This window comes from Mesorhizobium sp. M0571 (assembly GCF_040320985.1).
Lineage (GTDB): Bacteria > Pseudomonadota > Alphaproteobacteria > Rhizobiales > Rhizobiaceae > Mesorhizobium.
In genome coordinates this window covers 127799-152398 of record NZ_JAMYQT010000011.1, presented here as the reverse complement: position 1 = coordinate 152398, position 24600 = coordinate 127799, and the positions used below count along the sequence as shown (strand labels likewise).

Annotated in this window: 16 protein-coding genes; 8 read left to right on the top strand and 8 right to left on the bottom strand. The window is 57.8% G+C overall.

The features are described from left to right. Positions 1–6: 6 nt before the first annotated feature. Positions 7–1893 carry a calcium-binding protein gene (locus tag NKI85_RS15535; protein WP_352776929.1) on the bottom strand — a complete coding sequence of 629 codons (1887 nt, stop codon included), beginning with the start codon at positions 1891–1893 and terminating at the stop codon, positions 7–9. 1101 nt (positions 1894–2994) lie between these two features. Then, positions 2995–4671, bottom strand: a complete 1677-nt coding sequence (locus NKI85_RS15530; RefSeq protein WP_352776928.1) for a calcium-binding protein — start codon at positions 4669–4671, stop codon at positions 2995–2997. 938 nt (positions 4672–5609) lie between these two features. Between NKI85_RS15530 and NKI85_RS15525 the strand changes: the two genes are divergently transcribed. Genes NKI85_RS15525 through NKI85_RS15510 form a run of 4 tightly spaced genes read left to right on the top strand, consistent with a single transcriptional unit; the run spans position 5610 to position 12297 of the window. Beyond that, positions 5610–6830, top strand: coding sequence for a glycosyltransferase (locus NKI85_RS15525; RefSeq protein ID WP_352776927.1), 1221 nt, complete (start codon positions 5610–5612; stop codon positions 6828–6830). After that, positions 6827–8083: an O-antigen ligase family protein gene (locus NKI85_RS15520; protein ID WP_352776926.1), complete on the top strand. Its 1257-nt coding sequence runs from the start codon at positions 6827–6829 to the stop codon at positions 8081–8083. The genes NKI85_RS15525 and NKI85_RS15520 overlap by 4 nt, the downstream gene beginning before the upstream one ends. Before the next feature lie 4 nt (positions 8084–8087). Further along, positions 8088–10085: an asparagine synthase (glutamine-hydrolyzing) gene (gene asnB, locus NKI85_RS15515; RefSeq protein WP_352524776.1), complete on the top strand. Its 1998-nt coding sequence runs from the start codon at positions 8088–8090 to the stop codon at positions 10083–10085. A gap of 1 nt (position 10086) precedes the next feature. Further along, complete coding sequence (locus NKI85_RS15510) at positions 10087–12297, top strand: GumC family protein (protein ID WP_352776925.1); 2211 nt, start codon at positions 10087–10089, stop codon at positions 12295–12297. 314 nt (positions 12298–12611) lie between these two features. Here the strand turns inward: NKI85_RS15510 and NKI85_RS15505 are convergent, their stop codons facing one another. The 5 genes from NKI85_RS15505 to NKI85_RS15485 all read right to left on the bottom strand — a co-directional run bounded on the left by NKI85_RS15505 (position 12612) and on the right by NKI85_RS15485 (position 18606). After that, positions 12612–13661: a class I SAM-dependent methyltransferase gene (locus NKI85_RS15505; RefSeq protein ID WP_352524780.1), complete on the bottom strand. Its 1050-nt coding sequence runs from the start codon at positions 13659–13661 to the stop codon at positions 12612–12614. A 99-nt stretch (positions 13662–13760) separates the two neighbouring features. Next, a complete protein-coding gene (locus NKI85_RS15500; protein WP_352524782.1) occupies positions 13761–14810 on the bottom strand; it encodes a glycosyltransferase family 2 protein in 1050 nt (349 codons plus the stop codon). Continuing rightward, positions 14807–16057, bottom strand: a complete 1251-nt coding sequence (locus tag NKI85_RS15495; protein ID WP_352524784.1) for a lipopolysaccharide biosynthesis protein — start codon at positions 16055–16057, stop codon at positions 14807–14809. Before NKI85_RS15495 ends, NKI85_RS15500 begins: the two co-directional genes overlap by 4 nt. A 447-nt stretch (positions 16058–16504) precedes the next feature. After that, complete coding sequence (locus NKI85_RS15490) at positions 16505–17620, bottom strand: NAD-dependent epimerase (protein ID WP_352524961.1); 1116 nt, start codon at positions 17618–17620, stop codon at positions 16505–16507. A 275-nt stretch (positions 17621–17895) separates the two neighbouring features. Beyond that, entirely contained in the window at positions 17896–18606 is a 711-nt protein-coding gene (locus tag NKI85_RS15485) for a helix-turn-helix transcriptional regulator (RefSeq protein WP_352524786.1), read from the bottom strand. A 286-nt stretch (positions 18607–18892) separates the two neighbouring features. On the opposite strand from NKI85_RS15485, the gene NKI85_RS15480 reads away from it, so the two are divergent. Next, positions 18893–20632, top strand: coding sequence for a sensor histidine kinase (locus NKI85_RS15480; RefSeq protein WP_352524788.1), 1740 nt, complete (start codon positions 18893–18895; stop codon positions 20630–20632). A 187-nt stretch (positions 20633–20819) separates the two neighbouring features. Here NKI85_RS15480 and NKI85_RS15475 read toward each other — a convergent pair whose 3' ends face one another. Next, positions 20820–21494, bottom strand: coding sequence for a LuxR C-terminal-related transcriptional regulator (locus NKI85_RS15475; RefSeq protein ID WP_352524790.1), 675 nt, complete (start codon positions 21492–21494; stop codon positions 20820–20822). Positions 21495–21999: 505 nt separating this feature from the next. On the opposite strand from NKI85_RS15475, the gene NKI85_RS15470 reads away from it, so the two are divergent. From NKI85_RS15470 to NKI85_RS15460, 3 genes are read left to right on the top strand one after another with little or no spacing between them, the layout of a single operon-like run. Further along, positions 22000–22722 carry a nucleotidyltransferase family protein gene (locus NKI85_RS15470; RefSeq protein WP_352524792.1) on the top strand — a complete coding sequence of 241 codons (723 nt, stop codon included), beginning with the start codon at positions 22000–22002 and terminating at the stop codon, positions 22720–22722. Between the two features lie 46 nt (positions 22723–22768). Continuing rightward, positions 22769–23905: a DegT/DnrJ/EryC1/StrS family aminotransferase gene (locus NKI85_RS15465; RefSeq protein ID WP_352524794.1), complete on the top strand. Its 1137-nt coding sequence runs from the start codon at positions 22769–22771 to the stop codon at positions 23903–23905. Next, complete coding sequence (locus NKI85_RS15460) at positions 23902–24576, top strand: sugar transferase (protein ID WP_352524796.1); 675 nt, start codon at positions 23902–23904, stop codon at positions 24574–24576. The genes NKI85_RS15465 and NKI85_RS15460 overlap by 4 nt, the downstream gene beginning before the upstream one ends. Positions 24577–24600 lie beyond the last annotated feature (24 nt).

The window sequence follows — 24600 nt, the reverse complement described above, 5'->3', positions numbered from 1 at the left end:
TTCAGATCACAAAGACTGATGCTGCCACGGGAAATGGGTGGCGAGGTGCGTTTGTGCTGCGCCGGCCGTCGCGTCGCTGTCGAGAGAGAGCGACCCGGTTGAACTGTCAAAGATGATATGATGGGAACCATCATCGGCAGCCGTATCGTGCGCAGTCGTGTCGGTAGAGGAAGCGTGGGATAAAAGCCCTCCCGACCTGAGCTCGGCAAGAGCGGAGTGGTCGAGTTGGACTTTGTCCTGAAGCTTGCTGAAGTCGAAGGCATCGTTGCCGCCGTGACCGGATACAAACTCGGCGGCGCCGCTCTTGCTGACACTGGCGCCGGCATTTTCGTTGCCCTGGAGGATCTGGGCGGACCCGTGACCGGTCAGGCTGGTTGCCGTTGTGTCGGACGGGCTGCTGGTCGCGGCAAGCTCCGAGCCGGCCGAAAGCGAGTGGTTCAACGCAGCCAATACCCGGTCAACGCCGCTGCCTTCGTTTGCCTTGTCGCCGGCAGTATCATGGCTGGTGTCGTTGCTGCCGAACAGATCGGTCAAAGCGTGAAAACCGCCGCGGTCGGAGTGGGAAGCGGCGGTCGCAGTCGAGCTGCCATCGCTGGTGGTCGCGCCGGAAGCGGCGGTCGCAGTCGAATCGCTGGCGATGAGGTGCGAAGGCGTAGTCGCGGCCGAGCTGCCATCGCTGGTGGTGGCGCCGGCGGCGGCGGTCGCAGTCGAACTGCCATCGCTTGCGATGAGGTGCGAAGGCGCCGTCGCGGCCGAGCTGCCATCGCTGGTGGTGGCGCCGGCGGCGGCGGTCGCAGTCGAACTGCCATCGCTTGCGATGAGGTGCGAAGGCGCCGTCGCGGTCGAGCTGCCATCGCTGGTTGTGGCGCCGGAAGGGGCGGTGGCAGTCGAGCTGCCATCGCTGGTTGTGGCGCCGGAAGGGGCGGTGGCAGTCGAGGTGCTGTCGCCGGTGGTGGCGTGGGAAGGGGCGGTGGCAGTCGAGCTGCTATCGCTGGTGGTAGCGCCGGAAGCGGCGGTGGCAGTCGAGGTGCTGTCGCCGGTAGTGACGTGAGAAGGCGCAGTCACAGTCGAGCTGCTATCGCTGGTGGCGGCGTCGGAAGCGGGCGCAGCAGCACTGCTGTCGCTGCTGGTGGTGTCTGAAGCCGCAGCGGTAGTGGTGTTGTGTTCCCGGAAAAAGGCTTGCAGTTCCGAGGAGCTTTCAAGCGCGGTATCGCCGTTTTGCGTTCCCCATTTGTAGGTATAGTCGAAGGCGGGTGACGGAACCAGCTTGGCCCAATGATCCATCATGGTTTGCATCTGTTCGGCGGTGGGCATGACCTGTCTTCCGCCGTCGGAAGTCTCCCAATTGCCGCCGCCAAAGGCCTGGAAGACCGGAACGATGTTGTTAATCGGGATGCCCGACTTCACCGCTGCAGCCACGGCTCGATCGATCATGTCGTAGTCGACCGTGTCCGTTCCCGTGCGTACCGGATACGGGTCTATTCCGAAATAGTCGATATGCGTGTTGGCGGGATTGTAGGTGTTGGTAAAATCCGGATTGGTGGGGGATCCCATGTTCATCATGGTGACGAAGGTCTTGGCGCCTGGAAAATGCTCATGGATCCAGTCGGATTCCGCCTTCAGGTTCTCGGCGGTTGCGTAGGTGCCCCACCTGCCCGTGGGATCGGGCTCGTCAACAAGGTAGAATCCGAACACATTCGGATTGCCGAGGAAGGGGGTCATTTTCTCGATGAAGGATGAAGTTACGCCCTCGTGCTCATTGAGGTACACCAGACCCTTCATGCCCTCCGGCAACGCGTCGACCTGCGAAGCGTACTGAACGTCAGCCAGATTGAAGCCGGCGGTTGCAATTTCGGTGGCGGATCCACCCGACGTATAATGCAGAGTTGCCATCCAATATTCCTTTTTCTGATTTCGATAGCGCCCAGCGTCTACCTACAGACGGCGTATATTAGCGCCAAATCACATACAGACACCCGTTGATAGAATCATTGACCGTTTGTAGGAATGCTGCACGGATTGTTGACTTATTTTGACAGCAGCGACTTCGGACAAGACGCTTATTGTCTTCTGATGTCAGAATGACGCCAGAATTGAGACTTTATTTTGAAGGCGTTGTAGTTCTTGAAGTTTTTCGATGTTTTTATAATGGCTATACATCTATTGATTTGTTTGCTTTAGACATCAACTTTCGCGCAGAAAATCAAAATGACGTTAACCTCTGACGCCGGGCCGCTCCACAGTCTCACTGCCGCAACCAATTAGTTGTGGACAATTCGTAGGCATCTACGCGCTCATCATCTGATATCGGTCGGCAGATCTCCGTGATCGAGATCAAATCAATGTAGGAAACCGCACAAAAGGTGAGAGTAGGACGGTTCCCAGCTGGAGCGCCTGCCGCACTCGCCCATGAGGAAGACTTAAGGACGTCAAAACTGTTCGGCGGACGTTTATTAGGGACGGATAACTGCCAAATGACTAACCGGGTTCGTCGTTGCCTGGTTCCTGCCCTCGCGCTCAAGTAATTGGCATTCCGATTTATCTATCCCTGATCTGCGACGAGGGGCCGTTCGTGAAGCTATGGCCGCTATTGCGCAACGGATCTGATAGCGGCCTAGGGGGTCTGGTACTCGATGCCAAGTTCAGGTGGGATCTGACCGTTCGTTTGCCGAATAAGAATAAAGAGACGAGAAAGTGCATACCGGATCAATTGCGAAGCCGTTTTGCCTCGTCATCATGCAACGTGCGATTAGCTTCTATTTCACTCAGATGCCCTAGCTCTTTCAAGACACGGAAGCGGGGTCGCGAACCGCGCCGAGTAAACTCGGTTGGCGGGCGGATTCAAGCCATCCTTCAATGATGCCTTGCTACCGAACCCGCTGGGTGACGAAAGGTGAGCATCAGCCCGAAATGGGCACCCTGCTTTGGAAAAAACCGGTGCTTGAACAAAGACGGAGCGGCGGACCGGCTCGAAGGTCCGCCGTTCCGGGTCGTTCAGATCACAAGGAACGAACCTGCTGCAAGCGACAGACCTGGAGAGAGAGTGGCGAACTGTATTTGAGCTGCGCCGCCGATCCCGTCGCTGTCGAAAGAGAGCGCTCCCGTTGAGCTGTTGTAGATGATATGGTCGGAGCTATCATGCGCGGCCGTGCCAGCAAAGAAAGCATCGGATGAAAGGCCACCCAACTTAGGCCCGGCAAAAACGGCGTCGTCGAGCTGGATCTTGTCCTGGAGCTTGTCGAAGTCGGTGACCTTGTCGATATTGCCGGCTCCAAGAGCGCTGTTGAACACGAATGCATCATTGCCTCCGTTACCGGTCAAGATGTCGGCACCGCCGCCGCCGTTGATGATGTTCGCGCCGGCATTGCCTTGGATGGTCTGGCTGAACTCGTTGCCGCTGAGGTTCATTGCCGTCGTGTCGGATGGATACCTTGCGGCGAGAAGCTCGATCTGGGAGCCCGTCGAAAGCGCATGGCTCACCGACGTGATCACCCGGTCGGAGCCGCCGCCCACCGCCTCGATGACCTTGTCACCGGCATTGTCGACATAGTAGGTGTCATTGCCACCATAGCCGGTCATCGTGTCAGCGCCGCCGAGGCCGTTAATGACATTGGCGCCGGCATTGCCCTGAATGGTCTGGGCAAAGCCGTTGCCGGTGAGATTGATTGCCGTCGTCCCAGACGGGTTGTTGGTGGCGAGAAGCTCGATCTCGGAGCCGGCCGCAAGGGCATGATTTACGGAGGCAAGTGCTTTGTCTGTACCGCCGCCCGCCGCCTCAATCTCCTTGTCGCGGACATCCTCGACATAATAGGTGTCATTGCCGCCATAGCCGATCATCGTATGACCACCGGCCCCGTGGAACACGTCGTCGCCGCTGGTGCCATACAAGGTGTCGCTTGTGTCGGCGGGAGGAGGGGCAGTCCCAGTATCGATCAGGTTGTGTTCCCGGAAAAAGGCTTGCAGTTCCGGCGAGCTTTCAAGCGCGGTGTCGCCGTTCTGCGTTCCCCACTTGTAGGTATAGTCGAAGGCGGGTGACGGAACCAGCTTGGCCCAATGATCCATCATGATTTGCATCTGTTCGGGGGTGGGCATGACCTGTCTGCCGCCGTCGGAAGTCTCCCAATTGCCGCCGCCAAAAGCCTGATAGACCGGAATGATGTTGCTGATCGGGATGCCCGACTTCACCGCTGCAGCCACGGCTCGGTCGATCATGTCGTAGTCGACCGTGTCCGTTCCCGTGCGCACCGGATAGGGGTCTATTCCAAAATAGTCGATATGCGTGTTGGCCGGATTGTAGGTGTTGGTAAAATCCGGATTGGTCGGGGATCCCATGTTCATCATGGTGATGAAGGTCTTGGCGCCCGGAAAATGCTCATGGATCCAGTCGGATTCCGCCTTCAGGTTCTCAGCGGTTGCGTAGGTGCCCCACCTGCCCGTGGGATCGGGCTCGTCAACAAGATAGAACCCAAACACATTCGGATTGCCGAGGAAGGGGGTCATTTTCTCGATGAAGGATGCGGTTACGCCCTCATGCTCATTGAGATAGACCAGGCCTTTCATGCCATCCGGCAATGCGTTGACCAGCGAAACATACTGAACGTCAGCCAGATTGAAGCCGGCGGTTGCAATTTCGGTGGCGGATCCGCCCGATGCGTAGTGCAGAGTTGCCATCCAATATTCCTTTGTCTCATTCGATAGCGCCCCAAGGCTTGCCTACTAGAGGATGTATATTAGCGCCAAATCACATACCTGCAGGCTCTGATAGAATGGTTGATCGCCAATAGGAATGCTGCACGGAAGGAGGAATCCCAATAGACGTGTTAAATAAAGAACAAGAATACTATCCCGTTAAGGCCGTAGTTCCATCCGGATTATCTGATTTAATTGGAAGCCATGTAGTCTCATGGTCTAAAATATAGCTTGCGTATTGCTGAAATATACTTGTGAATTAAGGTTCTATTTAACTGTTCATCCTAGCATTGAGAGATCAGACAGACGTTAACCTAAGAGCCGCACCCCTCCACAGTCTCACTCCCGCAACCAATTAGTTGTGGATAATTCGTAGGCGTCTGCGCGTTCGTCGCGTGATATCGGTCGGCAGATCAGGTTGCCGACATCGGAACGGTCGAATCGGCTTATCCGCTGGTCGCAAGGAGGCAGGTTGCGCCAGGAGTTGTGGCTGAGGGGGTCGACTATCATGCCTGGTAGCACAAGCGGGACAAGCTGAGGCGCAAACCCGGACCGGGAGCTTAGGAATCCGACGCGCCCAGCGTAGAGCAGCGTACAACGCACGACTGTCGGAAGCGCTTTCTTCGGTTGCCTTATCAGTTGCAAGTCCGGCTTGGCCGAACTCCCTGGAGTTCGAGGCGCAATTCATCCGCGTACGCGTTCCTATGCACCACTAGATGCCGTCGAGGTGGTTCGCGATACGCGTAAGGCCGCGATCCCCATGCGGTTTACCTCATTCAAACAGACGAGGACAGTATGCAAGCCTCCCCCTACCGTATCCTTTCACGCGCACAGAAGTAACGAAGCAAAACCATGAAAGCAGATGCGAAAGGCAATTACTTCACGCGACCGGAACACGGCGCACGGACGGGAGCTTCGGGATGAATCCGCATCTCGTTTGTGTGGGAGGCGAAGATCACGCCCTGAGAATTCCGTTCCTAATGTCGCTGCGTGAAAGCGGCTTCCGGGTCACGGCAGTTTCAACCGGCGATGAGGCTGCGTTTTTGCGGCATGGCATTCCGCATCGCCGCTACGGTTTCGACCGATTTGCCAGCGGCAGTGGCGAGTGGACCGCTGTAAGAGCGATTCGGAAATTGGTTGCGCAACTCCGGCCTGACATCGTCCAAAGTTTCGATACCAAGCCTAACCTGCTGACACCCCTTTCGGTGCGCGGAACGGTCCCGGTCGTGCGCACGATCAACGGCCTGGGCTGGACATTCTCGTCGCTGGAACCGCGGGCTCTGGCCTTACGTCCAATCTTTTGCGGACTGCAATGGCTTGCCTCCTTCTGGACGGCAGCGACGGTATTTCAGAATCGGGACGATGAGGCTTTCTTCAAGCGCTTTCGATTGATTGAACCTGGCAGCGGAAGAGTGATCCGCAGTTCTGGCATCGACGTCGATGCGTTCGCTATGGCGAGGCATCTTGCTCCGCCGGCGACGAAAATGCGCCAGGAGCTCGGGCTCCAGTCAGCAGAGATCGTAATTTTTGTGGGCCGGCTGACCCGCCAGAAGGGCATCCCGACGCTGCTCCAAGCAGTCCCTCGCGTCCTTTCTAAAAGGCCTAATGCGCGTTTCGTGCTTGTCGGCCCTTGGGAGTCCGAAGGTCCATTTGCAGTCGACAAGTCGGAAATCGATCGACACGCTCCTTATGTCATCGCGCTAGGCCCACGACGCGATGTTCCAGCCCTTCTTGGCATGGCCGACGTGTTCGCCTTCCCCACACAATATCGAGAAGGAATCCCGCGCGTCCTGCTAGAGGCAGGGCTGGCAGGATTGCCCATCGTCGCCTCAAAGATGCCCGGCTGCAATGAGGTGGTCGAGGATGGATGGAACGGCTACCTAGTCCAACCTTACGACGCCGATGGCCTTGCATCTCGAATACTCGACATCCTGTCCGATCGCAGTCACGGAAAAATCATGGGCGGTCGTTCTGTCGAACTCGTCCGTGAGCAGTTCGCGCTGCCGCGGGTGGTCGCGCAGTATTGCGATCTGTACGAAAATATCCTTAGCGTCAAATCCCACGGTGGCCTCGCCCGACCGGCGTATCCGATCTTAATTGGAGAGGATGCTGTCAGCAGTAGATTGGATGTGCGCCGATGATCCGGGACGCGATCCTGGCCAGTGGCCTCGCAATGACCTATGCGGTGCAACTCGACATTCCTGGGTCGCCCTTGGGGATTGGCGAGCTGCTCCTCGTGCTTTGGATCATGCTGTCGATTGGGCGTGTGCTTGCCGGCGGTCGCCTGGAGACCAGGCCGGCGCTGACACTCCTTGCAAGCTACTGGACGATCATGGCGCTTGCTCTGGCGGTCGGCACCGTTGTCGGCTATCTGACCACAGTTCTATATCCGACGGGTCTGATGCACGATACGATGGCCTACCTGCTGTTGGTCAGCGTCACGTGCCTTGCCGCTGCAGAACCCGAGGCTGATCGCCATCTCCGTCGTACTGGTTGGTGGGTCGTGGGTATCGCGAATATGGCCCTTGCCATTCAGCTGGGACAGGGCTGGGGCTGGATCCCCCGAGCTGACGTCGATCCCTGGTACTGGGACCGCTTTCGCGGCTGGTCGCATAATCCAAACCAGCTCGCGCTCTACTGCGCAATCTTCGGCCCGCTAGCCTTGCATCTTGCGACCACCACCAGCAATCGATGGGGCAGGTTTCTTGGGATCGCCAGCTTGTTCCTAACCTTCTATGTCGGGAGGCTAACAAAGAGCGATACCTATTTGTATACCAGCATCCTGACCTGCCTGACGTTCCTCGGGCTGCGGATCAGCACATGGCTCAAGACCGGTGGCAACAGCGTCAGCTTTTCACGGCAAGCCGTCCTCCTGTTGCTTGTCGGTATCCTTCCGTTGGCGATCGCGATAACCCCCTACGCCGTGACGGAGGCGAGCGTCCTCGAAAACTTCGCCAAGGGCCTGACCAAGGACAAGGGCGGCGAGGCCACTGCCGAAACCGCCGCACTCCGCGTGCATCTCTGGGACGAAGCGTTGGAGAAGGGCGCGGAATCCGGGTCGCTGGGCCTTGGTCCAGGTCCGCATCTCGAGCGCCCATCAGTGTTCGAATCGCAATTTCTGGAGCGACCCTTCGAGGCTCACAACACGATCCTCGACCTGTACACTCAAGGTGGTCTTATTGCGGTTCTGGCGCTGGTCTGGATCGTCGGCGCCGCCATCATGTCGGTGTGGCGTGCGAAGCTCGACGCGCTGTTAGCGCTCGTGGTGTCAATCGTCATCTTCGGCATGCCGCACCTAATCATCCGTCACCCGATCGTGTGGTTTGCGCTGACCATCTGCCTTGTCGCCGGTACTCCGAAAGCAGTTTCTGCAATCTCTAACAATCCGGGTTAATGGCATGTGTGGTATTGCCGGAATTCTTCTTGCCCCCGATTCAGCCGACACGAAGCCGCTCAAGGCAATAGAGCAAATGACGGCCGCGCTTCGTCACCGCGGACCGGATGGCGAGGCATTCTGGATACATAGCGAAGCGGGGCTTGCCTTCGGTCACAGGCGTTTGGCCATTGTTGATCTGTCGGAGGCGGGCCGTCAGCCGATGCATTCCGAAAGCGGCAGATACGTCGTCACGTTCAACGGCGAAATATACAATTTCCGCGATCTGCGCCGCGAGCTGGAAAGTACAGGTCGTCATTTCAGGGGCACCAGCGATACCGAAGTCATGCTTGGCGCCATCGAGAGTTGGGGCCTCGAAAAAGCACTCACACGCTTCGCCGGCATGTTCGCGCTAGGACTATGGGATCTGAAGACGAGGACGCTCCATCTCGCCCGCGACCGAATGGGCAAAAAGCCGCTTTATGTCGCCTCAACACGTGATGCGCTTGTTTTTGCCTCTGAGTTGAAGGCGATCACCCGTTTTCCAGGTTTTTGTCAGGAGCTCGATATCAATGCGGCCGCGGCGATGCTTTCGAAGGGATGGGTACCGGATGACAGCTGCATCTGGCGAGGCGTATTCAAATTGCCGCCGGGTTCGGTCCTGTCGGTGACAGCCGCTGACTTCGCCGCGTCGCGAAGTGCCGCCTCGCTAGCGCATCGTATTCGATACTGGTGGTCGCTGGCCGAAACCGCCACCAAAGGGCGGGCGGAGCAGGTCGTCGGCAGTGACGAAGAACTTACCAATGAACTGGATGGCCTGCTTCGACTTGCCGTTCGGGAGCGCATGATCGCTGACGTTCCGCTCGGGGCCTTCCTGTCGGGCGGAATAGACAGCTCGACGGTTGTAGCCCTGATGCAGGCTCAATCGGAAAAGCCGGTGCGCACGTTCACGATCGCTTTCGGAGAGGGCGGGTTCGATGAGGCTCCCCACGCTGCGGAAGTCGCGCGGCATCTGGGCACCGACCATACCGAACTCCACCTTTCGGCTGCCGTAGCGCGCGAAGTCATTCCAGAATTGCCGCAGATCTGGGACGAGCCCTTCGCTGACGAATCGCAGATACCAACTCTGCTGGTGGCGCGGCTCGCCCGCCGGCACGTTACGGTGGCTCTGTCGGGTGACGGTGGCGATGAATGCTTCGCCGGCTACGCCCGCCACTTCATGGCGGCCCGCCTGCGACGACAGCATACTCTGCCGTCAGCACTGCGTCGGGCGCTCGCGGCAGGCACTGGGTTACTGGCCCGTGCAGCCCGTCACGATCTCGTCGGCAAGCTGCCGCTTTCGGAGGGTGCACGGCATGCGCTGCGGGGCGACCGGCTGGATCGCCTCGCTCAGCTGCTCGCTGCAGCCGATGAGGACGAGTTGTTTCGGCGACTGACGAGATCGTCGACCGAGAACCTCAGCCTCCACCAGCCCCCCTCATCAATCCACGTCGAGCACCGGCTTGATGGGCTGCTGTCCCGTCTTTTGTATGACGATATGGCCGGCTACCTGCCCGGCGATATATTGGTGAAGCTGGACCGCGCCAGCATGGCCAACAGCCTCGAGGGGCGGTGCCCGCTACTCGATCATCGGGTTGTCGAATTCGCCTGGCGCCTGCCGACGAATACGAAGGTTCGTAATGGCAAAGGTAAGTGGATCCTTCGTCAGTTGTTGCGCCGGTACGTTCCGCAGCGACTGATCGAGCGGCCAAAGCAAGGTTTCGATGTTCCTATAGCAGTCTGGCTGAGAGGCCCGCTGCTCAGTTGGGCAAACGATCTTGTCGCCGATATGCGCGTCTCCGGAGACGGAATTTTCGACCTTGTTAAGGTGGATGCGTGCTGGCGCGATCACGTCGATGGCAGGCACGACCATTCTCGCGAATTGTGGCCGGCTTTGATGTTCCAGGCCTGGCACAACGAGGCAAGGCGGCGGCCATCGCCGCCAGCAACGGGTTCTCGCGTGCCCGAACTTACAGGAGATTAAGATGGAAGGGTCCATAGTTAGCCGCATCCACCTTCCGCACGTTACCGAAATGCACTTGCCTGCGCGCGAAATCACTCCGCGCATGAAACGGCCGTTGCGTGAGCAGATGGACACGCAAACCCCGCTCCATCAGCTCCTCATTACCCTCTCAAGAAAAAAGTGGTTCCTCCTGGCCATGGTCGTCGCAGGCGGTGTCTTGGCCGCGCTTGGGGGTCTTGTACGGCCTGCCCTATACGAGGCCACCACACAGGTAATCGTCGACGCACCTAGTAGAGCGGCCCCTGCCGGCGGCTTGGTCTCTGCTCAGGATCAGCTGGATTCCAGCATTGACGACCATATCACCATGCTCTCATCGCAAAGCCACCTGCGAAGCGTAGTGGCAGCGCTGCGCAAAACGGACAATGGTGCTAAACAGGCTGATGCTCGAACCGGAAACCCTCCTCCGAAGCCTGTTGGCGTCGAGCCGCTGAATTTGCGCTCGGTTCCAGCCGATTTGCTGGCCAAAATTTGGCCGCGAAGCACGCCGGCGGAGCCTGATGCGGCTGAACTCAAGGTGCTGCGTGAAGGTATAAGAATCGGCCAGGAGCTGCGATCGAGAGTTATCAGCGTCGGCTTCACCGATCATGATCCGGCGCGAGCCGCTCTGATCGCCAACACGTTCGTCCAAGTGTATATTGGCGATCTGGCAAGGAAAAGCCAAGCGTCGGACAGGCTGGAACTCGAATCGATAGTCTCCGGGCTGCCGACTATACAAAGCAGTCTGGCAGAAGCGACTGATCGTCTGGAGAGATATCGGTTGAGCCATGGCGCGGTCGATCAAGGTGCGGCGGACAACGCTGCCAAGGAGACAGCCGAACTCACCCAGCAAATTTCCTTGTCGAAAGCGGACCTCTCCGCAACCGAATCCCGACTCCAACACATTCAGGACTTGCGAAAGGGGGGCGCGCCGGTTGCCTCGGTAGCCGAAGCCATCGGATCACCCTTGCTGGCCGATCTCTTGGCACGCCAGGCCAACGGCACGGCAGATGAGGATGTCACAAATGCGATCGATCGTGAGATCGAACAAGAAATCGCCCATGTCGCTGCTGAGGCGAACATCTATCGCTCCCAGATCGCGGCGCTGCAAAAGCGTAAGGATGTCCTGGATGCGGTTGTGGCCGATACAGCCGGCCGGCTTTCCGGATTGCGCGCTCTCGAGCCGCAGGTCAGCATCCTGACGCAGCGCTACAACGACCTTTTGACCCGGCAACAGGACTTGATGCGGCGTATTGCAAGTCCATCCCCCGGAGTCAGGCTTCTCTCAGCGGCGTGGCCCCCTACCAATCCAACGACTCTTTCGCCAATTTTTCTTATTCCGCCCGGCATGGTCGTGTTTGGCCTGATTGGGGGGATTTTCATACTTGTCCGCCAACGCTTCGATCGCACTTTGCGCGGAGAGGCCGAAGCTGAAGCAGCGCTCAGGGTTCCGTGCCTCGGGCTAATACCCCAGGCTCCCACAACGCACGCGAAGCGACTGCAGCAGCTGGTTTCAGGCCAGCAGGGGTGCAGATACAGCCGCGCCGTGACGTCCCTGCTTGTCGCCGCGGCGCCCCAACAGGCGAGGGATTGCTCGAACATAATCTTGATAACATCCTGCGGTGAGGATGATGGCAAGACCGAGCTCGCATGGAGCATGGCCTTGGCGGCCACCAGACTTGGAGGGCGAGTACTCTTCATTGATCTGGACCGCACGGACCACCGCCTTACGGGCGAGTTTGTGAAGGAATTCAGCGCACGTAAGCCGCACAATTTTTTCGGAGACTATGTGAGTGACCGTTGTGCACTGCACGATGCGATAGCAGGAATGTCGGCAATCGGGATCGACTTCATGGCGCTCGCACCGTCGGAGGATCTGCTGCCCTTGCTGTCCAGTGTCGACGGCTCCCCTTTCAAAGATGAACTGCACTCGATCTATCGGGTCGTCATCATAAATGGACCGCTGGGGCTTGAGGGACCAGAGGCCAGGCTCCTGACAGGCTGGGGTGACGTGGTTCTTTTCGCCGTTCGCTGGGCGAAAACGGGACGCAGCATCGCGCGAGGCGTTCTAGACCTGCTTGCGGGCGATGCACCAGCTTCGGTCCCCGTCGCAAGCGTTCTCACGAAGGTTAATCTCAGGAAGCACGCTGGTTACCGGTTCGGGGACAGCGCTGATCTCTTGCTGGAGAGGACATGACGAGCGCGGCTTTTTGTTGTTGGGCTTCCCGCTTGGTTGAAAATCACCGCGCAAGGCGCTGCGCCGATCGGCTGCTGGGCGCGGGCCATCCGCCAGTAGCTGGGGTTGTCGCGGAGAGGTCCATCCGGAGCGTGGGTCCGAAGTGTCACAACGGAACCTACTGGCCAGGAGCCGCCGGACGGGCATTCATGAATTCCGGAATCCACACCTGAGGCGACGCGCCTGACGCCGTCCTTCGTCTGCTTGGCATCCACCCCCGCAGCCTAGTGGTGTCGAACTCACCCTTCACGCGGCAAGCGGTATGGCGAACCGGCTCATTGCTGCTTGGCTTGGCGATGAATCCGTAGCGCAGGTGACGAGACTTTGTCGATCTTTGCCCAGAGTGCGCTCCCGCCCATCGTCGATGCGTTCCTGACCGCGTATGCCCATGCCGGCAACCGCGATGGTGAAATCGCAAGGGCAGTCAAACCTTGCGCAATCCGTTGCGCTTTGCTTCGCGGCAGGGCGCGCACGAACTCACTCACGCTACCTGGTTTCTCTCCCTTTCGGAAAAAGCTGTGGACGATGTCTTGTTTCAGGAATTTGGCGAGATTGAACGGCTCCCGCTCGCACTTGCTCAATTGCAAGCCGTGCCGCTGACATATGGCATCGAAGGCTTCTTTCGTCCACCGACCGATGTGGTTTGGTGGCATGTCTATGAGCGAGCCATGGGACTCCATGTAGTAAGTTCTGTTTTCATTTGGCACGGCGATAAAGACAGATCCTTGCGCCTTCAGAAGATATTTCAATCGAGCAAAAACGTCGTCCACTTGGTCCATATGCTCGAAGACTTGAAACATGAAAATAAAGTCGAAGGCCTCTTTCATAGAATCGAAGCTGTCCGTCCGAAAATCGCCTGAATAGGTCTTGAAGCCTTTCGACGCCAGTACAGATCGCGCCGTTTCGTTGTAGTCGACCGCAGAGATGTCGGAAACATGGAAGAATTTATTCTTGATGCGATCGAGAAAATACCCGAACCCAGACCCCACTTCGAGGGCAGTTTTTCCGCCAGTCTTCAGACCCGCGAGCTCTTCGATAGTCCTTGCATATTCCCATTTCATGGTCGGATAAGAAGGGTACGCCCAGGCTAAGTTATAGAATTCAACGCCGCCGGCGACGAAGGGATCTGCAAAACCGAATCCGCAATCTGCGCATTTGCGGATATCGCATGTGTTGCTGCCCCAGAGATCCGACAGGTGGCTTGTTAATTTTCGAGAGCGATCGGGGTCCTGACGCGGATTGATGAAATGTCGAGAGGCCTCATCTGCTGTCACTTCGAACAATTTCGCGGTTGGTACACTGCCACATGCCGGACAAATGGTCATCTCGCTTACCCCTAAAGGCCAGACCGAAGGAAAGCCGCCTTCGACGGTATACGATGCGCACCAGCCGGCCCGCCGTCGCGCTCCACGATGCCGCCACGCTCAGAAGCTAAATCGTCTCAGGCTACGCAATCGACCCAGTCTCGGGCGGATCGCGAACACATAAGTAAGAATGTGCTGGCTCGCAATTTTCATAACTGATGGACGAAGAATTTGCATTGCATCTCGGATCGTCGCTCGCCAGGGTTGCTGGTGGAATCGGCTGGGAAGACGAGCAACCCGTAGCGCCCGTAACAGAGTCTCAGGGCAGGGAAGATGTTTACGATCCTCGATGAGGTTCCAGTTAAGCTCTTTGACGGCAAGCGTTACCTGATCGACCTCATCGAAACTCTTGGTTGTAGTGATGCTCGGGTGGTTCGTCGCGTCGTAGAAGATCAAGCCATCTTTTATCGCGACCATGTCTCCGTGGCAGGCCAGATCGACAAAGAACAGTTGGTCGACTCCGGCTGGAATTGAATTGTGCGCGCGCATGAGGCAACCCGCGTGAATGACGTCGCGGTTGATCAACAGCGTCGATGGGATGATCCCAAGGCTCCGCGTCGTGCGGACGAGATAGAGGTCCGTCAGGCATTGCTGGCTCGAGTAGAGGGAAATCCGTTCTCGCCCTTGCGGTGGCAATCGGAATTTCATCCGATCGTCCTCAATTATATTCGCTGCACAGGTCATGAATGCCACTGAGGGATGATTGGTGGAAACCTCGGCAAAGGTCTTGAGTGCACCTGGGGCGAGCCAGTCATCGTCATGGAGCAGCTTGATCCATTTTCCGACGCAAGCGAGCATGGCATTGTTGGTGTTCTCCACCTGACCCCGGCCCCGGCAGTTCTCGACAATTCGGATGCGAGGCTCGCTCCGTGCATACTCGGCAACAATTGCCCAGGTCGGTCCCTCTCGGCCCTCGTCGTCGCTGACGACCAGCTCCCAACTGGAAAAATCCTGACTCAGGATGCTATCCATCGCCCGGCGGATCGTGTCCGGACGGCGAAAGGTTGGAATGGCAACTGAAATGAAAGGGCGCAGTCGCGAAGCATCAGCGTAGTGATGTTGGTCAACCACATCGGTCGTTTGGAGCTGATCAAGCTGCGATGGCTTCATGGTGCTTTTCCCTCGAGATTATGACTATGCTTTGGTATGGCAGCTCCTGCTGGTTCGACGTCGTGGCTCAAAATATACAGAGATGCCGCCGTTTTCAGTGCAAACCCGACGGCGCCGCCGGCCGCCATCAGATAAATGACGTTGAGTGGTTCCCAACCTGCCTCAGCACCGGCAAGAAGTGGACCAAACACCAGCGCCGTCCGCGCGCCGTCGACGAGAAGCCGTAGCTCCTGCCGGCGCAGGAGAGCTGGGACATCTTGAAGCGGCGTCGCCAACGCCTGTGCAGCACCCATGAACGCCAGCGCGGTCATAATGTCTGCGGCAGGAACCCAGGGCGGGCCCAGAAGGGGGACGACAAGATATGGCGCGGCCAGGCCAAGCGCCAGTATTGGCAATGCAGTGAGGCCGGCTGAAAGCATCAAGAGGCCGCGCGCGGTGCCGAGCAGATGTCGGCGATCGCTGTTTTTGTTCGCCTCGGAGACAAAAACATTGCTGAGCGGGGTGGCGATCAGCGTGACCGGTGCAGTCACCAGCCGCGCTGCCACTCCCAGGTAACCCGCAAAAGCGGCGCCAAACAGCGAACCAACAAGTATCGCGGGAAGATTGATGATGGCGAAACTCGCGAGAGCTGAGGGAATGTCGAACAACGGAAACTTGTATTCTCGCCTGGCGACGGCAACGACGGTACGCCACGGCGCCCGTGCGACGCCGCGTATGTCTTCCCGGCTCAGAATCCGGGAGCCGAGGAGTCCGATAAAGACGAATTGGCTCAGGATATGAGCATGCACCATCGACTCGCCTCCGAAATGGGCGAGCCCAAACATTAATTGCAGCAGGGCCATGGTCGCCGGCAAGACCAGGCGGCCGAGGGCGAAGTCGCGTAGAAGGCCTGCGCGCAGGCTCCAGCAGTTCATAGCTTCGACGAGACCTGCGCCCCCCATCCCAAGCGGAACAAGCCAGGCGAGGTGGCCGACGCGCGCCGGAGCGATGCTCGCCCACAGCAGTCCTGCCGCAAAGGCGAGGACACTCGTCACCGAGACAGCCAGGAGAATGAGCTTAACAGTCACATACGCCCGCGCATTGTCCTTGACACCATAAAGAGAGGCCTCGAAACGCAGTGCTGCGATCGCGCCGAGGATGTTTACGATCGAAAGATAAATCGTGAAGATCCCGAAATCTGCCGGGGAATATAGCCGGGCCAAAACGGGAATAGCGGCGACGAGGATCAACTGGCCGGCAATCGCCATGGCCGAAACGCCTCCTGCCGCGCGCAGAATACTGCCGATCGGGCTTGGAGGAACACGGGTGATTATTTTCTCGACCGTAGGAACCGTCCTGGATCTCAGAAAGTAGCTTTGGGACATGAGCTCGCGATTCCGAGGAGGCAAAATGCGGTTGACCGGAGCTTACGATGGGGCCTGAACGTCACCATCATCCATCTGAATGACATCGTTCGGCAGAGCGGCGATGCGGCGAATTCTTTGTGCTCCGTGCCGGGTATAACTGCAGCTCTGAAATTGAGACCGCTCGTTGGACTTGCCCGCGATGAACTGATTTCTGCGGGGATCGCGCGGGCATCGATGCTCGGGAATGTCGTCGTCACGTTATGCGGTACCAGCTGGATCTTTTGACCAGACCGGCAGCCGCGACCAGGATGGCCGACGCGTGGATTCGTCGCTCCGACAAGGCGCGGATTACACGGTGGCCTCTACATGCATCAACGTTTGTTGCTGTGTGCTGGCTGCGATATTCGTTCCATGAAAGTCCCGGTACCATTCGACAAAGCGTTGCACTCCGTCCTCGAGCGTTGTCGCCGGGGCGAAGCCGACAGCGTTGCGAAGATCGCTCACGTCGGCGCGAGTCTCCAGAACGTCGCCGGGTGGCAAAGGCACTTCCACGCGAATCGCCCGGCAGCTAAGGGCGGTCTCGATGAGCGAAATCAGCCGGTTAATCTCCTCCGGCCGGTCGTTGCCAACATTATAGACGCGATACGGCGCAGAACTTGTCGCGGGATCTGCGGTAAGAAAATCCCAACCCGGATCGGGTCGCGGCGGTGCAGCGAGTGCTCGAACCACCCCCTCAGCGACGTCGTCGATATAGGTGAAGTCTCGCCACACGCTGCCGGCATTGGCTACTTCGATTGGTTTCCCCTCGATAATCGCACGCGTGAACATGTAGACTGCCATGTCGGGCCTGCCCCAGGGGCCATAAACGGTGAAGAAGCGCAGTCCGGTCACGGGCAAGCCGAACAAGTGACTGTATGAATGCGCCATGAATTCGTTTGAACGCTTGGTTGCGGCGTACAGACTGACAGGATGGTCAGCGCCGTGATGCTCGGAAAACGGTATGGTTCGATTTGAGCCGTAGACGGAGCTCGACGAAGCGTAGACGAGATGACTGACGCCGAAGTGCCGGCAGCCCTCAAGGACGTTGAGAAACGCCACTATGTTCGATTGCAAATAGGCATGCGGGTCAACAAGTGAATGACGCACGCCGGCCTGGGCCGCGAGATGCACAAAGTGTGAAGGTCGAAATTCTGAAAACAGCAACTGAACGCGGGCGGCATCCGCTAGATCAATTCGCATCGGAGTGAAGCCCGGCTCGGCACAGAGACGTGCAAACCGCGCTTCCTTGAGTCGTGGATCGTAGTAGGGGGTGAAATTGTCGACGCCGATGACTTCGACACCCAGACGCAAAAGCCGCAAGGCGACGTGAAAACCAATGAAGCCTGCAGCACCGGTGACGACGATCGGTCCTATCGGGGCGAGTTCCTTCACGGCGCGGTCTGACCGGGATCGGGCGGTTTCCATATTTTCCGCAGAAAGAACGGACCCACCGTTTAAATCATGATCCAATTTTTTGCCCCTTCGACGTCATTCGACAGTGTCGAATTGCCTATTCCGAGATCCCGGCCAATTGTGCCGGGATGTTATGTGCCGGGGCGTCGGCGTCGGCACAGGTGAGCAGGCGCCGGCGCGCTGCGCAACGTGACCTGCCAAGCTAGGTTGAAACGGCCTCCAGCACCGGTCGACCGAGCCCCGTCGCATGTGGATGCCGCCAACTAGACCCAACAACTGCGCGGCCCTTATGGCAGGACCGAAATGCGCCCAAGAAGGGCCACCAGTTCCGCCTGGCGCTTCGTTTCGGTCTTGGCGAACAGCGAGGCAAGCTGGGAGCGGATCGTGGTGCGGCTGAGACGCCAACTGCGAGCGATCTCCAAAGGCGCGTCGCCCTGAGCCAAGCGCAAGGCGAGGTGCGTTTCCGCGCTCGTCAAGCCAAACATTCTTTGCAGAGTTCGAGGATTTGGCCCCGACCTGTTGTCCCGGTCCAGCAACGCAACGATGCTCGTCCCATCGGGAGCGATAACTCCGTTCTCGTTCAGTATCACCGGCCGGTCGCCCCTGCTGCGGATCACCACCCAGGACAACGAGCCCGGCAGGAATTGGCCCGGAACATTCGCGATCAACCGCCTTAGGGCGGCCGTAAGTCCGTTCGCCGTGTCAGCCGCTTCGCCTTGGCGCTCAAGCGTGGTTTGGGCGGCTGCGTTCCACTCGACTACTTTTCTTTCGCGATTCAGCACGAGATAGCCACAGCCGATGCGATCAAGCACGCCGGTTATGGATTCCAGACTGCGGCCTTTTGGTTCCCCGAGCCTTGCGTCCGGTGGATCTGATGCTCGATCGGGAAAGTGACCAGAAGAGGGCCGCGTATTCCGCGCCTTAAAATCATACTGGCTCCTCGTGACAATGTACCGACTGCCCGAAGAAGCATCAACATGTCTATCGATCAGATTCATTTTCTACCCCTAACCCAAAGTTTCACACGCCCGAAATAAGTATTCGGGATTCAGATAGTCTTTTATGTGTAGCTGGATTCTAGTCTTCTACGCGCTGACGGATAATATGTTCATCACCACCTTGAAAACCCAATAGGATCTGACAGTTCTAAGGCAGCTCCTAGCCCCCGCTGCATCCGATAAAATGCGCGCTATGATAGCGGTATGGCAATCCGGCAGTGGTACTAAGCTGTACGTTTTTTGTTCTAGTCTCGACGGGCTAGTCAGAAGGTTGTAGTCTGTGTCCATGAACTCGCAGTCGCTCAGGTCGAATTCGAACCCGTCGGGCAGATTGCTAACTCATATTGCCTCTGCATCGGTATTAGCTGCCACACTGATATTTGAAATAAAATCGTCAGGCTATATTGGGCAAGGCGCCAGTTTTCTGGAATTTGTTCCGGCTATTATTATTATCGCCTATCTCGAAGATCGCGTGCCTGCGCTCGCGGCGACCATTCTGATGGTGACCGTTGGCCTATGGGCCCGAGGACACGATCAGATTTCAAATGGAGATTGGGCACGCGCAATCCTGCTTCTGGTTTCGGGTGGGGTGATTGCCATGACGTTCCATCGCCTGCGGCAGGACTTGCGTGAGTTGCTGGAAGTCGCGGAGGCCAGGCTCGCTGCCGTCGAAGCGACCGAAAGCCGCTATCGTTGGGCCTTCGAACGTGCTGCCATGGGATTCGCGAACACCAACGAGAAAGGTGAGTTGCTGCAGTCCAACAGACGCCTTTGTGAGATGACTGGGTACAAGGAGGAGGAGCTTGCCCAATTGCAGCTCGATACGCTCGCCCATCCGAACGACCGGGACACCTTGGCGCAATTGTTGGCGGGGCTGGGTAATGACACTGCTTCGTTCGTTTCGGAGGTGCGTCTGTCAAGAAAGGACGGGACGGCATTCTGGGCTCGGATAACCCTTTCTTCGTCCGTGCCCGAGGGGGTTCTCTCGGAGAGCATCTTCGTGGTGGTCGACGATATTTCGGAACGACGAGCTGTTCACGAAGCGCTTCGGGCTCAGAAGGAATGGCTAGACCTCGCTCTGTCTGCTGGACGCTTGGCTACGTGGCGGATCGACCTTAAAGACGGGACAGTCACAGGCTCGGACACGTTCTGGGACATTCTCGGCCTGGCCCAGGCCAATAGCCGCCGTTTGGAGGAACTATCAGCTGTCGTTCATCCGGCGGACTGGCCAAAGCTGGCGGCATCGAGAAAGTCCGCATCATCGGTCACGAATTACGATGTTGAGATACGCGTCCGCCGACCGGACGGACATATCCGCTGGGTTGCCCTGCGCGGAAGGGAGGAAAGACATGATGACGGTGGACAGCGGCTTGGAGTGGCTGCCGACCTGAGCGAGAGACGGCAAACCATGCTGCTGCGCGCCGCGGCAAAGAAGCGGGAGCGCATTATGCTCGAACAACGCCACAGATTCGGCAACGTTTTCGCGGTGATCACGGCGCTCGTGAAAATGGTCGATGTTCCCGGAAACAACGTCGCCAAATACAAGGAAACGCTGATCGACCGGATACGCGCGCTCGAGGCAACCCATCTGCTTCTTTCACGCAACGGCAGCGTATCGGGGGTGCTAAACGACCTCGTTGCTCAAGAGTTGCAACCATATATGGGAACGCGCGCCATATCGGTCAGCGGTCCTTCCGTGGCGATGTCGGGAGGCGCCGCCGAGAGTTTTGCAATGATCGTTCACGAGCTTGCCACCAATTCCATGAAATATGGAGCGCTTGGCGATCCAAAAGGCCGGATCGACGTAAGCTGGACGTTCGCACCTGAAGACACAGGCAGTGAGGTCGTGTTCGAGTGGGTGGAATCGGGGCGGCGGCGGACCTCAAGTGTGGTCCGGCATGGCTTCGGTTCCATGATAATCGGAGTGGATGGAGCGCCGCTTGTCGGTCACTCTCCCAAGCTGGAAATGTCGGATCACGGGTTGCGGTATTCGCTGCGACTGTCACGCAAGGAAATCGGATCCTAATGCATTGCTCCACTCGGAAAGCAGGAACCTAAAGGCGCGTCGCGCTGAACGGCCTGTGAGATGAGCTTAGGTTCTTTTCTAAGGATGTCGTTGGCCCAAAAGCCGCAGCGCAGTTTTGGCAATATGCAGTAATATGCATGAGGAGTCTTGGGGCGCCGTTTGCACGTCCAAAAGGATGCGCGGCGCTTTAGCTGGCATGTTTCGCAAGCCAAGTCTTCAGCATAACGGCAGCTTCTGTCCGATTGCGTACCCCCAATTCACGCAGAACCGCAGCAGCGTGGATTTTCGTGGTCGCCTCTGCGATTTCCAGATCGCGCGCAATTTCCTTGTTTGAATAGCCTTCCGCCATCAGCTTGAGGACTTCCTGTTGCCTCGAGGTCAGCCTGCCAAGGTTGGCGCCAGTGGTATGTCGGTGTGGGCCTTTCTCGGAGTGTGTATGCGCGTGAGTTGTTTGCGTTGCACCCGGGCGTGACAGAAGTGCAGGAACATAGATGCGGCCGGAGAGGATTTCATTGACAGCCAGAACGACCTCTTCGTCCGTCTGCGATTTTACGATGTAGCCGTGAAGCCCGATCGAAAGAGCCGTGAGTATTTCCGAGCGTGAATCGTTTCCGGAAACGATAGCAAATCGCGTGTCCGGATAGGCGGCCAGGATCCCGCCGAGCACTTCTTGATTGAACAGGCCCGGCATATTCAGGTCCAGGATCGCAAGATCAACGAACGACTGCTCTGCCAGCAAACTGAGCACTGCGTCGAAACAAGACGCTTCAAATATCTCCACACCTGGAATGCCTGCGGTCAGTGCCAATCGCAAGCCACGACGATACAAGCCGTGATCGTCGGCGATGACGATTCGATACATTGATCTACCCCAACGCATATCTGAATGGATTGAACGGTGATGGGCTTGAAAGCCGTGGCCATTCACTCGTCGATTCATCCAGTCGACGCCAGCGGCATCCCCACCACCGCAAACGTCAGGTTTCTAATATAATCCTAAATAACGGGAAACGCTCCTCTTTTTTTAGCCCTTGTGAACGAGGCCCGCCGACCCTTGTTGAACATACGTTCTGATCTCTTGGAAGGCTGACAGACCGCCTGGGTCGTTCAGCACTGCCACGGATATTGAACACCAGAACGGCTGAATTGTTGCCATTCGAATGCACGACGACATCCACCCCGAGGGCCACATACCATCCAGATGCAATGTCCGGATCAGGGTCGGCGGGAAATCTCACCGGTCTTTATACGGGAAGTCTCACCGGTTCTTCTGAGGGAGCAAGAACGCGTTTCCCGGGTGCTGATCGGGGTAGGAATAGCCGGCCCGTGACGATGGCGTTCAGGCCGAATGAACATGGGAGGACCAGATGAAAGCGGTGATTCAATGTGGTGGAATGGGAACACGCCTTCGCCCCTTCACATCGATCTTGCCGAAGCCGCTCATGCCGATCGGCTCTCGGCCGGTTCTGGAGATGCTTCTGAAATGGTTGCGACGCAACGGTATTCAGGAAGTCTATATCACAACCGGGTATCTCGGCCATTTGATCCGCACCGTGTGTGGAGATGGCTCGCAGTGGAACCTGAAAATTCGATATACGCAGGAGATGGAGCCGCTTGGCACCATCGGGCCACTGTCTTTGATCAGGGATGAACTGACGGAGCCATTCATCGTTCTCAATGGCGATGTCCTTACGGATCTAAGCCTCAGTCGATTTGTAGCAGCGCACCGTAAGCACACCGATCCAGTGACGATCGCAACAGCCTGTCGCCTGATCAAGATGGATTTCGGCGTCATCGACGAAGTCGATAACACCGTGCAGACCTTTCGCGAGAAACCGACGCTTTCGCATCTGGTCAGCATGGGAATTTACTGCATGAACCCAGATGTTCTGCAGTTTATCCCATCCGGCATACCGTTTGGGTTCGACGACCTGATGCTGCAGATGATGCAGAACGGCACAACCGTGCACGTGTACAAGCATGAGGGTCTCTGGCTCGATATCGGGCGCGTCGACGACTTTCAGAACGCACAGACCATTTCCTGGGAAGACCAGTCGGCCTCGATCGAGGTCACTGCGACGGCTGCATGATGAAATCACGAGCCCGGTCCCGCAATTATCAGTCTAGGAGGTTGTGATGCTCTTGGTCAGTGCCCCAATCTTGGGTGTGCCGGAGAAGACTGCTTTGACCAAGGTCATCGATAGCGGCTGGCTGACCATGGGGGAGCAGGTACGAGCCTTCGAACAAGCTTTTGCCGACGTGCATGGTGCGGAGGATTGCGTCGCGGTCAGTTCTTGTACCGCAGCGCTTCATCTCATTTTGCACGCGCTTGGTATCGGACCGGGCGACGAGGTGCTGGTCCCATCTTTGACTTTCGTGGCGACCGCAAATGCGGTCCTCTATGTCGGTGCGACACCGGTCTTCGTCGACATCGAGTCAGCCGACGTGCCGCTGATGTCGATCGTGGAAGCAGAAGCGAAATGCACGGCCCGTACCAAGGCAATCATTCTTGTCCATTTCGCCGGCTACCTCGCCGATCGGGAACAATGGCAGAAATTCGCCCGTGCTCGGGGGCTGCATATCGTCGAAGATGCTGCACATGCGCCGGGCTTGAAAGAGGTGGGAACATTCGGTGCTGCGGCAGCTTTCAGCTTCTACGGCAACAAGAATATGACCACGGCGGAAGGCGGGGCGGTGATTGCCCGGGATGCCCGTCTGCTCGAGACAATCCGCCAGGCGCGTGGACATGGGATGACCACTGGGACACGTCAAAGGCTGAACAGCCGCACCCCGCAGTATGATGTCACCATGCTCGGATTCAATTATCGCATGGATGAATTGCGGGCTGCAATTGGACTGGTCCAGCTGCAAAATTTGCAGGAGTGGAATGAGATCAGGCGTATCCTGGTCATGCTGTATCGCCGTCTCATCGCGAAGCATTGCCCGGCCGTGACCATCCCGTTCCACGAGCCGCGGACGTCGGCCTACCACATCATGCCTATCCTTTTGCCACGTTACGCCGACAGGCAAGACGTCATCGACGCACTGCGCGCGCAAGGGATCCAGACCACTATCCATTACCCGCCGGTGCACCAGATGACGCTCTATCGTGAGCTTATTCCCGGTACTCGTTTACCGCGCACGGAAGATTTCGCCCAGCGCGAACTCACGGTACCGCTGCATCCGCAGATCACCGCACCTTTGGTCGAAACGGTAGTGGTCGCTCTTGCCGCGGCGGTCAATAACTGTGCTCAGACAGGAACAGCCGCATGAATGCCCTGGACCTAGCCATTCACCGGCCTAACGTCTCAAGCGCCGCCCATGGGTCTGCGAGACGAGCAATTGATCTCGTCATTGCTGCAGCCGCGGCGATCGTCTTCGCTCCGCTGATGCTGCTGATTGCCGTGGCGCTGCTGCTGGAAGGCGGTCGGCCCATCTTCTTTGCGCAGACCCGCGTCGGGGCCGGTGCTCGCCCATTCCGCATGTACAAGTTCCGCAAATTCAGCGTGCAATGCGATCCCGGTGGCTTGGCGCTGACCATGGCCGATGACAGCCGCATGACGCCGGTAGGGCGGTTCCTCGCCGCCACCAAGTTCGACGAACTGCCACAGCTTTGGAACGTCTTCAGAGGCGAGATGGCAATCATCGGGCCACGCCCGGAGAGCCTTGCTTTCGCCGATTGTTTTCGCGGGGGCTTCGAGGGTATTTTACAATACAAGCCAGGCTTGTTTGGTCCAGCCCAGGTTCTCTTCCGGCATGAAGCTCATTTTTATCCCCGATCCGTGGACCCGCTGCTGTTCTACCGCGAGGTTCTGTTTCCTGCCAAAGCCAAGCTCGACCTTTCCTATTATCCGCAGCGCACGATCGTCTCTGATGTCATCTGGATGGTGCGCGGCTTGCTGGCGGTGCTTGGCGTCGTTTCGCCGCCGCGGATCGGAATTTGAGAGCAGGTGGGGTACCCGCGCTCT

Coding starts and splice junctions, on each gene's coding strand:
- NKI85_RS15535 (WP_352776929.1), bottom strand. CDS start 1,893: ATGGCAACTCTGCATTATACGTCGGGTGGATCCGCCACCGAAATTGCA.
- NKI85_RS15530 (WP_352776928.1), bottom strand. CDS start 4,671: ATGGCAACTCTGCACTACGCATCGGGCGGATCCGCCACCGAAATTGCA.
- NKI85_RS15525 (WP_352776927.1), top strand. CDS start 5,610: ATGAATCCGCATCTCGTTTGTGTGGGAGGCGAAGATCACGCCCTGAGA.
- NKI85_RS15520 (WP_352776926.1), top strand. CDS start 6,827: ATGATCCGGGACGCGATCCTGGCCAGTGGCCTCGCAATGACCTATGCG.
- asnB (WP_352524776.1), top strand. CDS start 8,088: ATGTGTGGTATTGCCGGAATTCTTCTTGCCCCCGATTCAGCCGACACG.
- NKI85_RS15510 (WP_352776925.1), top strand. CDS start 10,087: ATGGAAGGGTCCATAGTTAGCCGCATCCACCTTCCGCACGTTACCGAA.
- NKI85_RS15505 (WP_352524780.1), bottom strand. CDS start 13,661: ATGACCATTTGTCCGGCATGTGGCAGTGTACCAACCGCGAAATTGTTC.
- NKI85_RS15500 (WP_352524782.1), bottom strand. CDS start 14,810: ATGAAGCCATCGCAGCTTGATCAGCTCCAAACGACCGATGTGGTTGAC.
- NKI85_RS15495 (WP_352524784.1), bottom strand. CDS start 16,057: ATGGCGATTGCCGGCCAGTTGATCCTCGTCGCCGCTATTCCCGTTTTG.
- NKI85_RS15490 (WP_352524961.1), bottom strand. CDS start 17,620: ATGGAAACCGCCCGATCCCGGTCAGACCGCGCCGTGAAGGAACTCGCC.
- NKI85_RS15485 (WP_352524786.1), bottom strand. CDS start 18,606: ATGAATCTGATCGATAGACATGTTGATGCTTCTTCGGGCAGTCGGTAC.
- NKI85_RS15480 (WP_352524788.1), top strand. CDS start 18,893: ATGAACTCGCAGTCGCTCAGGTCGAATTCGAACCCGTCGGGCAGATTG.
- NKI85_RS15475 (WP_352524790.1), bottom strand. CDS start 21,494: ATGTATCGAATCGTCATCGCCGACGATCACGGCTTGTATCGTCGTGGC.
- NKI85_RS15470 (WP_352524792.1), top strand. CDS start 22,000: ATGAAAGCGGTGATTCAATGTGGTGGAATGGGAACACGCCTTCGCCCC.
- NKI85_RS15465 (WP_352524794.1), top strand. CDS start 22,769: ATGCTCTTGGTCAGTGCCCCAATCTTGGGTGTGCCGGAGAAGACTGCT.
- NKI85_RS15460 (WP_352524796.1), top strand. CDS start 23,902: ATGAATGCCCTGGACCTAGCCATTCACCGGCCTAACGTCTCAAGCGCC.